We start from the raw sequence: 14,181 nt of genomic DNA on the forward strand, positions 1-14,181 counted from the left end.
CTGATCACCTCTGCATTAGGTTCATTTTAAATTGAAATGAGACTAATCACCTCTGCATTAGGTTCATTTTAAATTGAAATGAGACTAATCACTTGTGGAGTAGTTTTCGACAAAAGTTTCTCCCGCGATACCTGAGGGTGTGGGATACGCAGCTTACCCTGGGCAAGTGTACTTTGAAGGGTTATTTGCTAAAATTGAGATATCATTTTGATTTAAAGGGGATTATTAAAGAAAGAGATTACGAAGAGCATTAGGATTTGGAGCATGTCTCCACTTTGGGATAAAATTTTCTTTATCCATTGGTTTAACTATTTGTGATAAAATTCTTAGATGTTTGAGACGTGCTCTTTTAGAGCTGGATAAAACAACAATTCCATTTTTGACCCGATGATTTATATCAGTTTGGTATAAATCTAACAAATCAAAAGAGTAGTCATCAGGAAGACGGATAAGATGCAAAGTAGTAGTTTCATCAATTTGTTTTTTCGTAGAAAGGTATAATATATCGATTACAACTATACCGTTAGGAAATGTAAGGAAGTCAAGTTCAGTTCCTTTACCAATTACCTTTTTTATGTAGGGAGGGATAATTTGTTCTTTTTTCAGAGTTTCCGAGACAACACTATGAATTTGATTTAAAGGTATCTTCTGATGCCTTTGACTTTTAATATCTGTTACCGAAGAATTTTTAATAATTGTAGGGAAGTTATCGCTTTTAAATGCCTCGCGCAGCTTTATTCTGACTCTAAGTTCTCTTTTTAGTTTAAGAATATATTTTTCATCCGAGTGTTTAAATAATTTATAAATTGCTCCCTGTGGAGAAGTTCTTTTTTGTGCATACAGATAAAACCATATAATGGATAAAAGGATAAGAATGGTAGAAAAAATTAGTTCCAGTAAACCAATTTGCCATATCAGAAAAAGCGTTGTTGCTATACCGATAATTTGTATCCAGGGGTAGAAAGGTGTTACAAATCCTGGTTTGTACCCTTCAATTTTGCTCATTCTTATAACGATTACGGCAATATTTATAAGAGCAAATAACAGTAGCTGAAATGCACTTGCCAGTTTTGCTATCTCCGAAATATCTACAAAAAGTACAATAATAGCAATAAGGAGAGAGGTGATAATAATAGCGTTTTGTGGTATTCTGAATTGGTTTAGTTTCTGGAAATACGGGGGTAATATATGATCCCTTCCCATGGCCAGGGGATATCTGGATGCAGAAAGCACCCCCGCATTGGCGGTGGAGGCAAATGCGGCTACTGCTGCAATAACAATCAGTACTACTCCTAATGAGTTTGGTAACCAGTCCATAAATACACTTGCTGCGGTCGCTACCGGTCTCAGATCCCCTCTAAGTTCATTGGGCTCTAAAAGAGCAACAATTATAAATACCCCAACTACATAAATCAAAGTAGTGACCAGAAGTGAAATTGCCATTCCAAGCGGGATATTTTTATCGGGATTTTTTATTTCCCCCGCAACGCTTGCAACTTTTGTTAACCCGGTGTAAGAAACAAAAACCATCCCTACTGTTGCCAATAATCCGCTTACTCCAAAAGGCAAAAAAGGGCGAAATTGCCCCTCAAAGATATTTTGGAAGCCAGCTGTTGCTACTTCAACGGAGCCTTGTGCCACAAAGAGGACCATCATAATAAATAAGTACAAAACAAGTAATTTTTGTAAGAATGTACTGTGTTTAGCACCCATAAGGTTAGCTAACCCGAAAATGAGCACAAAAACAAGTGCTAGAGGTTGTATTGGTACATCGACAATGATGCTAAGATAAGCACCCATACCAACTAGAGCAAAGGAGCTTTTTAAAATCAACACGATCCAGTTTCCAAGACCGGCAATTGATCCCGCAATGTGCCCCAGACTTCTATCGAGAATGAAATACGCTCCACCAGCTCGTGGAAGTGCAGTAGATAACTCAGCCATACTGAGCATTGGGAAGATCATCACAATTGAGGCTAAGAGATAGGCGATAAAAACAGAGGGACCACTTTGCGCTGCTGCCAAACCGGGGAGAAGAAAGAAACCCGAACTGAACATAGCACCGGTACTTATAGCAAATACATCCAATAAACCTAATTGTCGTCGAAGCTTTTGTGAACTATCCAAAAAACTAATCCCTTGAAAAACACTTTGAAAAACTATAGTCGTTATCGAAAATACAGGAAAAACTGATTTTGTACACCCTAAACCACCAATTGATTGGGGTGGTAGGAAAAAAGGTACTATTTGGCTGCAAAAAAACAAACACACTACAAACCGTTGTGTGGGGGGAAAGAATAAGCAAACTTAGTGCCTCTGAATAAAAAAAGCATAAAATTTTACGATTTGAGTAGGGCTTTTACCCTGAGGAAACTTGTTTATTGTATATTATAGTAACTTATCATAAAATCAGGGTCATACCTAATGATTTTCAAATGTTTTAAATACCTGTACAGGCTATGGCTCACAGGAGTTATTTTTTTTCTATTCCTTTTGGGGTATTTTCTGTATGGAATTTTATGGGTGGTGAGGTTTGTGAAAAAGCTTATTAAAATTTTTATCTCAGTTTTTGTAATCGTGATTATTGGATCTGCAGCATCATTTTACTATCTCTATTTTCCTATGGACCGGGGTGATGAAAAAGTTGTACTGGTCATTGAACGAGGAACATCGCTTAGTGCTGTGGCAAATTACCTTGAAGAAAACCAGGTAATAACCTCTTCAAAGGCTTTGATTGCATGGATGAAATTAAGTGGAAGAGACAAAAAAATTCAGGCTGGACAGTTTGAATTCAGACAGGGGCAAGGTGCTCTCAGTGTTTCAGAGGGATTGCTGAATGCTCAGCAGATTGAGGTACGAGTAACAGTTCTTGAAGGTTTAACGGTTGAACAAACCGCTCAGCGAATCGCTTCTGTTATCGATATTGATACTACTAAGTTTATCGCTATATGCTATGACACTAATGTTGTTAGAGAATTAGGAATTAAAGACGCACCTTCACTTGAAGGGTATCTGTTTCCTGACACCTATCATTTCCCCGAAGATGCCTCAGAGCGAAGCATTATAAATAGAATGGTTTCAAGATTCAAACAACTCTATAAAACCCTTGAAGGTGATAGCGCTTTAGTTTCAAAATATAGCCGTCATGAATTACTGACCGTAGCATCAATTGTAGAAAAAGAAGCTACATTAGCTTCAGAACGTGGTAAAATCGCCGGGGTTTTCCATAACAGACTTATAAAAGGATACCCGCTTGGAGCAGATCCAACCGTGCGGTATATATTTCGCAAATTCGATGGACCACTTTATGTTTCGGAATTAAACGTGGATAATCCCTATAACACCAGACGTTTTGCTGGTATTCCGCCAGGTCCCATCTGCTCGCCCGGATTAGGTGCAATACAGGCAACCCTCACTCCGGATTCAACTGATGCACTGTATTTTGTGGCTAAATGGGATGGTACAGGAGCTCATGATTTCTCAAGAACCTACAGAGAACACAATAGAAAAAAATTACACTATCGCAGACAAAATGAGCTCAGGAAGCAAAGGGGGGAATAAGTGCTAAGACCAGGCAGAGGTTTTAAAGTTGTTGTTATTCAATCATTGGTTATAATTTCAGCACTGACTATCAACTCCTTTGCAGGTATGATTCAACCCCGTCGTCTTGTGGACAGCCACACTGCCGGCGTTTTGCCCAGAGGGTATTATGACTTTGAGTGCAGAGTGTATTCAGCGGGTAATGCTGAATTGGGCTCCGGGTTAATGATGGGTTTTAATGTGGGGCTTACTGATCGGCTTGATATCGGAATAATGTATGGTGGTGAAGGGATTATAGGAAGAGGGGATGTGGAGTTTAACGAACTTCCCGGCGTACAGATAAAATACCGGTTGTTTGAAGAAAGTATTGCCGGGCCTGCGCTTGCCCTGGGATTCGATAACCAGGGTTTTGGAGGCAGTGTTGATAGTGAAGAATTTGGTTATGATGGATTTGTATACAAATCACCAGGATTTTTTCTTTCTGCCAGTAAAAATTACATCCTTTTAAACCGAATCCAATTTGGTATTCACGGAATGGCCAGTTATTCTCTTGAAGAAAGTGATGTAGTACGATGGCCAAACCTGACAGTGGGTTTGGATGTGGGATTTAATGAAGAGCTTTCTTTTGTTGTGGAGTATGATTTGGGGTTTAATGATAAGAGTATTAAGGAAGAGAAGAATTTTGCACACCCACACAGAGGATATCTCAATCTTGGATTAAGGTGGGCTTTTACTCCAAATTTTTATATTGAGTTTGATGCAAAGGACGTGCTTGAAAACAAGGGTACTGAAGAAGGGGCGCTTGGGTGGAGCAGAGAGTTAAAAATCGTTTATTATTCCCAATTCTAATACGTAGTATAAGTAGCTACTTACTTTATCTTTGAACTTAAAGCTAAACAGGAACAAATGGTGGTTAAAAAATTAGCTAATGTAGGCATTGTAGTTCTATCTTTTGTACTTTTTCATCAAACCAAAACAGCTGCTGAAGTACAAGGGGCCAGAATTGATTCATCCCAACAAATCGCAGAAACAATTATTGAATCAGATACCCCCGTTTTGGTTGATTTCTGGGCAGTGTGGTGTCCACCATGCTATAAATTAAATCCAATTATTGAGGAGCTTAAGGAGAAATACAGCGACAGAATTCTTTTTATGAAAGTTGATGTCGATGTGCATAAGGCTATAGCTCAGTATTTTGGAGTAACTTCGATTCCAACAGTCTTCCTGATTCATGATAAAAATGTAATTGAAGCAATTCCAGGTGTTCGGTCCAAAGACTATTACATCGATCGACTGGAAGCGCTTTTGGATAAGGCAACAGAGGATCAGTAATGGTATTGCCTGAATTACTCGCCCCAGCAGGATCAATTCAATGTGCTGAGAGCGCTTTTGACCATGGAGCTGATGCGGTCTATGTTGGTGTTGGAAGGTTTAATCTGCGCGCTCACTCCCCGGGTTTTACCAATGAAGATTTTAAGGCACTTCTTGAATACAGTAAAGACAGAGGGAAAAGGGTATATGCTGCTCTAAATATTATGCCCGATGATCAGCTTCTTGAACAAATTAGTGAACAATTACTACAATTGCGCAACTTAGACGCATTACCAAATTCATTTATTGTTTCAGATCCGGGCGTTATAGCAGTATGTAATCGTTTGGTTCCTGAAGTAAAATTACACCTGAGCACCCAAACCGGTTGTTTTAACTCTGAATCACTTAGTTTTTGGAAAACGCAGGGGATTAAAAGGGTCGTGTTGCCCAGAGAGTTGTCTTTACGTGATATTAAAACTTTAAGCCATAGGGAAATACTGGAAACAGAGGTGTTTGTCCACGGTGCGATGTGTGTTTCAATCTCAGGGAGATGTTTGCTTGGTGCATATGTATCAAGAAGACATCCTAATCTTGGAGATTGTCCTCAGCCTTGCAGGTATAAATATAAAATAATTCCTATGGAAGGCCCTGAACCGGAAAAACTCTCTTTCATTGCAGAAGAATCAAAAGAAGGTGTATATCTACTTAACTCTAAAGATTTATGTGCTATAGAACTTATACCTCAGTTGGTGGCAAGTGGTGTATCAAGTTTGAAGATTGAGGGTAGGAATAAAAGTGCTCATTATGTAGCAACGGTGGTAAAGGTGTACAGAGAGGCACTCGACCGCTATAAAGATGAAGGCGAAAATTTCAAAACTGATACGCAATGGATTACTGCACTAAAATCCATAGAACATCGCACCTATACAACTGGTTTCTATGAACAAAATCAGATGAAACAGGAAGTGTTTAATTCTAAAGCGCAAGCTGGATATCGCCTGATTGCAACAGTTAAAGAAATTCATGAGGGTGTTGCGGTTGCTGATGTTAAAAATAGCTTCGATTGCGGATCTAATGTCAATATACTCCCGGTGCAGCATAAATTAGCTCCCTATGAGGTAAAAATAGAGAATCTAACTGATCTCAATGGTAATACTATCACCCGGGCACCAACCAACAGACTGGTTAAAATCTCTATCACCGGTACCAGGCTAAGGCCCGGCGATATGCTACGAATAAAACTTTAAATTTTTAGCCAACTCACTTATAAAAATCCCGTCTATTTTTAAAAACCGTGCACTGATGGATCAGGTTGTTATCTGATAAACAGATTGTGAATCAAATTGGAGGTTCGTAAATGGATTTGAAATTTAAAGGTAAAACCGCAATGGTAGCCGCATCAAGTAGGGGACTTGGATATGGGATAGCAAAAGCTCTTGCTAAAGAAGGCGCAAATGTAGCTGTTGCAAGTAGCAATGAAGAAAGAATAAAACGTGCTGCTCACACCCTGCGAACTCAAACCGGATCTGAGGTAGAGGGGTATGTCTTTGATGTGTTTGATGCTGCTTCCATTACAAAGTGGGTCAGTGATGTTAAAGAAAGATTTGGTACGATCGATTCATTAGTGGTTAATGCTGCCGGACCACCTGCTGGTAATTTTGAAGATTTCGATGATTCTCAGTGGCAAAATGCTTTTGAGTTAACCTTGCTGAGCACTGTTCGTATGATACGAGCTGTTTTACCTGAGATGAAAAAACAGAAAAAGGGATCAATCATCGTTATAACTTCAACATCGGTTAAAGAGCCAATCGATACGCTTCTGTTGTCAACGGTAATGAGAAGTGGAGTTTCTGGGTTAATCAAATATCTCTCACGTGAATTGTCTTCCTTTGGAATCAGAATAAACAACCTTGTACCAGGAAGGTACGACACAGAGAGAGTCAGAGAGTTGGATAGAGGTAATGCCAGAAGAGCAAATGGTACAGCTGAAGAGCAGAGAAAAATTATGGAGTCGCGTATACCACTTGGCAGATACGGAAAAACTGAGGAGTTTGGCAATGCAGCGGCCTTTCTGTTATCTGATCTTGCAAGCTATATAAGTGGAGAGATGTTTATTGTTGATGGTGGGTTAACACGATCTGTTTAAAAAAGGGGTGAGCAATTGAATGCTCACCCCTTTTCTTTAGATATTATCTAAAATTTCTATCACTTCTTTCTGAGAATCTCCACCAGCTCTCACATACCTTCTGTAGTAATTGCGAGCTCTTCTGTTATTGGTGAGCTCAGAAAGATAAATGTTGCCGATAATTCTGTAGGCTTCCACATACTGTCTGCTTCCTCTTCGGATCGCGTGTTGGAATGAACGAATCGCTTCAACAAAATACTCAGACTCTTTTTGAATGTTTCCCAGCATAAAATGTAGTGACGGGTCTCTTGGACGTAAATCAAGTCCTTGTTTGAGGTAATTAATTGCATTTTGATATTCTTGTTTTTGCCGATATGCATCAGCTAATGCCATATGTACTTTAGGGTGGGTATTATATTTTTTCAATACATTGTCATAATATTGAATAGATATATCATATTCGCCTAAAGCTTTGTAGGTATTACCAACTTCCATGTGATAATTCATATTGAGGGTATCTGCGATAAGTGCCCTGGAAAAGAACACAAGCGCTGAATCATATTGATTTTGGTTTGAGTAAACCCGGCCCAAACCGGCGTTTATATAAGAATTTAGATTATCGATCCTATGGGCTACCATATAGGATATGCGTGCTGCTTTGTTTCTATTTTCGCTTTCATACATATGTGCTTTTGCTGCGTGAATCCACTCCATTCCGTTATTGGATTTAAAATTTGAAAGCAGATCCTTGGATTTTTGTAAATTATCTTTTTGAGCATTGATATAAACCATAAAATAGAGCGCTTTTGAATTGGTAGAATCGTCACTTAATATTGCTTTATAAAAGTTTTCTGCTTTTTCTAACTGATAATCCAAACGGTAAGCTCTGGCAATTTTGAATCCAATCTCTCTGTTAAAACCTTGCAAATCGCTGGAAGCGTTGTAATGGTTTGCGGCCTCTTTAAATTTTGCATCCTTCATTAACAGGTCACCTAAAGCTTCATGACATTGATAACAATCAGATGATATGGATAGTGATCTGTTTAAATGATTATAAGCAGATGCTCTTTTATTCATGTATTTATGTACCATACCAGCTCTGTAAAGAACGGTTGGGTCACTGGGTGAAAGGGATAGAGCTTTATCGGTAAGTTCGTTTGCCAAACTGTCATAACCTACTTTTTGGGCTGCGTATGCTAATAACGAATTATAATAGGGGTTTTGAGGCTCCTGACTTACTACTATCTTAAGGTGATTAAAGGCAGCTTGTGAGTCACCTCTGTTAAATATTATCTGAGAGTATTTATAGCGGGCTTCAGAATGGTTAGTATTGAGATTAACAGTGCGCTTTAAATACCCCTTAGCATATTCCTCATTCCCTGCTTTCAGCATAAACAGTGCTGTCTGGTAATGGTTGTTCCAATTTCTTGGAGAGTATTTAACCGCAGACTTGAGGTGATATAATTGAAGACTGTCATTATTCAATTGGTTGTATGCTTCTGCAAGCAATCGGTGAGGATTTTCACTCGTTGGATTAAGTTCATAAGCCTCTTTTAGGTATTGTATACTCCCTTGAACATCATTATTTGACATTAAAAGGTTACCTAATTCAAGACGTATATCTATCCTTTGCTCATTTAAATCTGCCATCTGTATTAAAGTTCTGACTAGATTTCTATCATCATCACGATTTCTGTAACACCTGGCAAGAAGTTCAAGTGCGTTTTGATTTTCTTTATCACTATTTATTACTTCTCGTAATGTCCTGATTGCATCAGAGTAGTTTCCGGTTTCAACCTGTGACATTCCTAATTTCAACCTGGATGTTTGATCATCAGAATCGATTTTAAGTATCGTTTCCAATGTTGTAATCGCTTCTGAATACTGTCTGTTAGATAGATATATTTCTGTAAGTTCGCGCCAGGCATCAATGTCGTTTTGGTTAAAAGATAAGTAAGAAATATAGGACTCAATAGCTTTCGATTTATTATTTAGGCTAGAATTAATTTTGGCATGTTTCAGGTAATAGGAGCTACAAACGTCATCTAATTCTAATAATCCAGCTAATGTCACTTCTGCTTTATTTAAATTATTTCTTTGGGTGTAAATATCTACAAGTCGTTTGTAATTTCTGATATCATATTGGTAATCGTTTATATTTACCATATATCTATCTACTGCATTTTGTTCCTGCCCAAGTTCTTCATATAAGAAGCCAAGGTGAAAGGCATAATCTTGTTCCTGTGTGATGTTTTCCATATCCAGATACTTTTCAAGCATTTGGATGGAATTGTCTACATCGCCTGTTTTTTCATAAGCTAGTGCAGATAAGCGTACTGTATGAGGTGTAGGTGTTTGACTTTCAAGCAAAATAGAAAGATAGGGTAGTGCGGATGAGTAATCGCTAATTTCACAATATGAGTGTGCCAGAGGAAAAATTAAGTTTTCCTTTTTTAATATCGAATCGTTAATATTTTTCAGGTAACTGCTAACTTTTTTGAACTCACCCTTTTTATAGAGAAGTGAAGCTAGTCCGGCATTTACAGCTTCGTCTGAATAACCATCATTTAAAAAAGTAGTATATGACTTCATTGCCCTTTTGGGGAAATCGTTATGCCTGAATAAATGCCCGGCATATGCTAAAAATTGGTGATTTTTATCAGGGTTGCTATTATACAGTTTAACATAGTATTCCGCGGCAGCACTATCTTCACCACCAAGGGATAGATTGGTAGCTAATCCAAGGAGTGCAGCTTGGCTCGTTTGGTCAAAAGAGAGTGCTATGTAATACGATTTAACTGCTTTTTCATATCTTTTTTGCTCGTTGTATAGTTTACCAAGGTTTAGGTTAACCTCGAAATTTCCCATACAACGTTCTCTGGCGATAGTTAAAATGTTTTCAGCTCTTTCATTTTGAGCATCTTTGAGAGCTATGATACCTAGATAATATCTGGCTAAATTGTTTGTTGAATCAAACTCAAAAAGTTTATTAAATTCAGATTCAGCTTGTTTGAAGTTACCTAGTTCATAGTTTACTTTAGCAATTTTATATTGTATATGTGATGTGTTTTGGTGAAGGTCCCGCTCAGAAGTATAACCAGAGAGCGCATCTTTAAGATTACCTGTTTTGTAATTTATATCACCTCTTAATCTGTAATACTCAAGGGGTGCTTTTTCATAATTTAACTTGTTTAAATATGCAAATGAATTATCGTAGTCTTGTTTACCAAAATAGGCTTTTGAAATGTAAAATTTTAGCTGTGAATCGTTTGTGTCTAAGGAATTTGCTTTGTATAAATACTTTAATGCTTTGGTATAATTGGAATTAGAAAGATTAATGTCTCCAATGGCAAACAGAACATCTTTGTCAGTACCAGAATCGTTGAGAATTCTTTTAAGATATGTTTCAGCCTCAGTATATTGATTCGTTTCATAGGCAAGAATGCCGGTTAGTCGGTTAAAATGGTGATCCTGAGAAAAACGATTGTCTGCAGAATTGAGAAATGAAAACGCTTCTTCTGAACGTTGTACATTCCTCATTGCGTCAGCAGCTTTTAAATAAAATGATAACTCATTTTCCCTCAATGCAGCTTTCTTAAAATAATTCGCAGCGTTAGCGTAGTCTTCAGCACTGTAATACAAATCAGCAGCAAACTTTATTATATCTAGGCAATTGGCCGTATCATAATTCAATGCATTCTCAATTGCTATGATCGCTAAAGAGTCTTGTTTAAGATAACGATAAGACTTCGCGGATTCAAACCATCCCGTACTACTATTGGGATTACGTTTTAGATAAGTTTCCGTATGGGTAAGAGCTTTTTTGTAATTTTTATTTTTATTATAATTTTGTGCCAGGTAAAGATTTGATATACTTGTTTCCGGAGCGAGTGAAAGAATCTGATAATGGGTGTTTAAGGCTTCATCGATGTTTCCTGATTCGTGAAGAATGATGGCTTTTTCTATCAGGAAATCGGGATTTTCATTATACTTTTCATGGTTTTCAATAACTCTCAGTGCTTCATTAAACCTTTGGTCCATTCTAAAAGAACGAACAAGCATCAGGTCAAAATACTCATATAGTGGAAGTGCTCGTTTGAGTGAAGAAAAATGTCTTGCTGCTACTTCGTAATCTCCAGACTTAAAGTAATTTAGCCCAGCATGATATACTGCAATTAGTTGTGAATCATCTCTGTTTGCTATTCTCCTAAAGGTTCTTGCTCTATTTTCATAATCATCATTGTGTGGAGCATCATTCAGTGCATTTCCAAGTGAACGCAATCTTCTTCGATTTGAGCTTATAACAGGAGTAGCAAAGAAATTTCGGTAATCACCAGAGATACCTATGTCTAACTGAACAAGGAGGTTAATTAGTAATGAGTCAAGTTCTGTGGAGGTGTCGTTTATATGAAACCTGCGTCTTGAAATGATATCCGATTCATTTTGATTATAAGGTATAAGTTCAAAATAAAGATAAACAGAACGCCCCCTGTTACTCAGTTCAAATTTTTTAGATAAGCGGTATTTTGATAAATTTTCCGTTACAGAACTGTCATCGTGTTTCGACTCTGTTTTAGAATAGTTGGTTTGGTATTTGTTTATCTCTCTAAGTTTTATAGCGGAAATTGAATTAAGTCTAAGAGCAACAATTTCATCAATGATTGCGGCGAACCATTGCTCTCGCTCAATACGATTTTCTTGTCCTGCATTTATAGTATTACCCGAATAAATATATAAGTCTGAAACATTGTGCTTAGCAGCTGTTACAGTAAAAACAACTATAAACGCGGTAATTAAACCTGACAGATAAAAGTGATACAATTTCATTGGACCTACTCCTTAAGATTACATAATAAACCAAATATCCTGGTCTATGCTAAGAGTACAAATGTGAGTAGGTCAAAATCAATATTGAAAAACAAAAAAAGGAATGTATAATAAAGAACAGTAGAGGAGAGGCTACTTAAAGTTTTAGTGTTTAAAAGAGGTGCCGCACTAAGAGTTAAAAGCCAACAAAACTCAGGTAAGCATTAAGAAGCTTTTCTCCGGCTATAATGGCGACTAATGTACCTGAAAGTAAAAATGGTCCAAAAGGTATTTTGTTATCATCATTAAGCTTATTTGTTAAAATAAGAAAGATCCCTGCCACAGATCCTAAAAACGCACCAAAAACAATGCCCATGAGCGCAATTTGGGCTCCCCAAAGAGCGCCCAGGTATGCCATGAGCTTTACATCTCCTCCCCCCATGGAGTCACCTTTTTTAAATACATATTGGCCAAGCAAACCCATTGCAAACAGTGAACCACCACCAGCAACAATACCTAAGAAAGATTGCATAGGCGTAATGTTACCGGGTAAAAATGAGATGCTAAAAGCAATAATCAAAAAGGGAATAGTGAAGCGATCCGGGATTATGTAATGTTTTAAATCTATTACAGCAATTGGTATAAAAAGCAAAATAGAAACAATTTTAAATAAAGTAATGACTATATCTGGCCAGGATTGGTCAAGGCTTAATCCGGAAAAGTAAAATAGTGTTATAAGTGTTGCAGAGGTGGTAATTTCAATGAGGGGATAGATAATGCTTATTTTTTGGTTGCAATCACTACATTTACCTTTAAGCCATAAATAGCTAAAAAGTGGAATGTTTTCCCAAAAACGGATTTTATGGTTGCATGATGTGCAGTGGGAAGGTGGCCAACAAACACTTTGATTTCTTGGAATTCTCCAAATCAAGACATTGAAAAAGGAACCAATCGCAAGACCCAAAAACGCAAGCACAATATATACCTGAAACATATGTTCTCCTAAAAACGCTGGAAACAAAGTTGAAATGGTAATTTAATTAATTATACCATTGGCAACCTTAGCAGAATCAAGATTTTCCCTGAATACTTCAAGGTTTTCTTTTGATCTCCTGATGCGTTCTTTTGTTTCATCTTCAACTACATTTCTAACTCTTCGGCGCATTTCCTCCATTCCATCCAGGGACAATGAATGGGGTAATGCTTTATAGGCGCGGTAGGTGAAGCTCATATCAAGATCAGAGCGAATGTGGTTGGACGGTATAGTTGAAAGAGAAAGGCATGCAATCCATGCTATTACTACAGTTTTCAGCATTCCAAGGAAGAGACCAAGGAGCCGATCCAACCATCCAAGCAGGGTGAGATGGGTTATTTTTCGTATAAACAGACCCAAAACAAGGATGATCAGGAATGAAAAGAGAAAAATTGTTAAAAAGGAGAAAAGAGCACTTAGCTGCTGTGGCATTGAAAGAAAGCTGATTAACCCCTGGATATCTTCATAATATAAATATGCCAATAAGAAGCCTACAATCAAAGCACTGAGTCGAAAAAATTCTCTAATAAAGCCGCGTTTAAGCCCCATTACGGACAGAACAATAGCCAGTATTAGTGTGAAGACGTCTAAATAGGTATGCAAAGTATCCCCTTAAAGCAAAAAGGCGGAGAAAAGTATTCCGCCTGTGTTTCTTCTTACAACATTAAGAGAGCAAAGCTATTCAGTAATTCCTACTACATGATTGTCTTCGATAATAAATACTTTTTGCCCCCCCCGTCTGTACCTCCAGTATTCCTGAGAAGCCCATGGTCTTTGTACTGTCTCGATAGAATTGGGTTCTCCCAACATAAAACGAAGTGTTTCTGCTGTGATTCCAATCTCAAAGCGTCCCTGCTGAAGACATGTTCTGTCCAAGGATGAGAGCTCAGGATTTTGTGCAATATAAGCATCAACTTCTGCGCGGTCCCGTTTGATAAGGTCTCTTGAAGCACAACCGGATAAAAGAATCACCGCACTTAAAAGAATTAGGTTAAGCACTCTGAATTTCATGATCAAACTCCTCTTCAGTAGAATAAATTTTTACCAGTTTATTCAGCCCCACAACTTCCAAAACATCTCTAACATACTCATTGGGTTCAATAAGAACCAGCATTCCATCACTCTTTTTAAGTGTATTGTGACAATAGATTAGTACGTTCAACGCACCACTGTCCAAATAGGTAACCTGTGCCAGATTGAGCGCAACATGCGTTACGTTCTTTTCTATCAGAGTGTTAACGTAGGATTTCAGGACAATTGAATCTTTGAGACGGTCGATTTTACCGATTAGATCAATGATGTGAAATTTGTGTTTTTCTCTGCCGCCTATTTCCATATTTTGTAATCCTCTGTGATTACGGTTTTA

11 protein-coding genes are annotated in these 14,181 nt (G+C 37.7%); 5 read left to right on the plus strand and 6 right to left on the minus strand.

All coding sequences use genetic code 11. From position 1 onward, the window contains the following. Window positions 1-225: 225 nt before the first annotated feature. Entirely contained in the window at window positions 226-2,127 is a 1,902-nt protein-coding gene (locus QA601_10830) for an APC family permease (protein ID MDG5815577.1), read from the minus strand. A gap of 408 nt (window positions 2,128-2,535) precedes the next feature. On the opposite strand from QA601_10830, the gene mltG reads away from it, so the two are divergent. From mltG to QA601_10855, 5 genes are all read left to right on the plus strand, one after another. Beyond that, window positions 2,536-3,561, plus strand: a complete 1,026-nt coding sequence (gene mltG, locus QA601_10835; protein MDG5815578.1) for an endolytic transglycosylase MltG — start codon at window positions 2,536-2,538, stop codon at window positions 3,559-3,561. Beyond that, window positions 3,562-4,389, plus strand: a complete 828-nt coding sequence (locus QA601_10840; GenBank protein MDG5815579.1) for a hypothetical protein — start codon at window positions 3,562-3,564, stop codon at window positions 4,387-4,389. Window positions 4,390-4,446: 57 nt separating this feature from the next. Continuing rightward, window positions 4,447-4,872 carry a thioredoxin domain-containing protein gene (locus tag QA601_10845; protein ID MDG5815580.1) on the plus strand — a complete coding sequence of 142 codons (426 nt, stop codon included), beginning with the start codon at window positions 4,447-4,449 and terminating at the stop codon, window positions 4,870-4,872. Continuing rightward, window positions 4,872-6,098, plus strand: coding sequence for a U32 family peptidase C-terminal domain-containing protein (locus QA601_10850; GenBank protein MDG5815581.1), 1,227 nt, complete (start codon window positions 4,872-4,874; stop codon window positions 6,096-6,098). Before QA601_10845 ends, QA601_10850 begins: the two co-directional genes overlap by 1 nt. A gap of 110 nt (window positions 6,099-6,208) precedes the next feature. Continuing rightward, window positions 6,209-6,997, plus strand: coding sequence for an SDR family oxidoreductase (locus tag QA601_10855; GenBank protein ID MDG5815582.1), 789 nt, complete (start codon window positions 6,209-6,211; stop codon window positions 6,995-6,997). Between the two features lie 36 nt (window positions 6,998-7,033). On the opposite strand, the gene QA601_10860 is transcribed toward QA601_10855, so the two are convergent. The 5 genes from QA601_10860 to QA601_10880 form a co-directional block, all read right to left on the minus strand. Then, a complete protein-coding gene (locus QA601_10860) occupies window positions 7,034-11,803 on the minus strand; it encodes a tetratricopeptide repeat protein (protein MDG5815583.1) in 4,770 nt (1,589 codons plus the stop codon). 175 nt (window positions 11,804-11,978) lie between these two features. Beyond that, the gene (locus tag QA601_10865; protein ID MDG5815584.1) at window positions 11,979-12,776 is read right to left on the minus strand and encodes a prepilin peptidase; all 798 of its coding nucleotides are present in this window, start codon (window positions 12,774-12,776) and stop codon (window positions 11,979-11,981) included. A gap of 42 nt (window positions 12,777-12,818) precedes the next feature. Further along, window positions 12,819-13,418 carry a CvpA family protein gene (locus QA601_10870; protein MDG5815585.1) on the minus strand — a complete coding sequence of 200 codons (600 nt, stop codon included), beginning with the start codon at window positions 13,416-13,418 and terminating at the stop codon, window positions 12,819-12,821. Window positions 13,419-13,493: 75 nt separating this feature from the next. Beyond that, a complete protein-coding gene (locus tag QA601_10875; protein ID MDG5815586.1) occupies window positions 13,494-13,826 on the minus strand; it encodes a hypothetical protein in 333 nt (110 codons plus the stop codon). After that, window positions 13,807-14,151, minus strand: a complete 345-nt coding sequence (locus QA601_10880; protein ID MDG5815587.1) for an STAS domain-containing protein — start codon at window positions 14,149-14,151, stop codon at window positions 13,807-13,809. The genes QA601_10875 and QA601_10880 overlap by 20 nt, the downstream gene beginning before the upstream one ends. Between the last annotated feature and the right edge of the window lie 30 nt (window positions 14,152-14,181).

The organism is Chitinispirillales bacterium ANBcel5 (assembly GCA_029688955.1).
Lineage (GTDB): Bacteria > Fibrobacterota > Chitinivibrionia > Chitinivibrionales > Chitinispirillaceae > Cellulosispirillum > Cellulosispirillum alkaliphilum.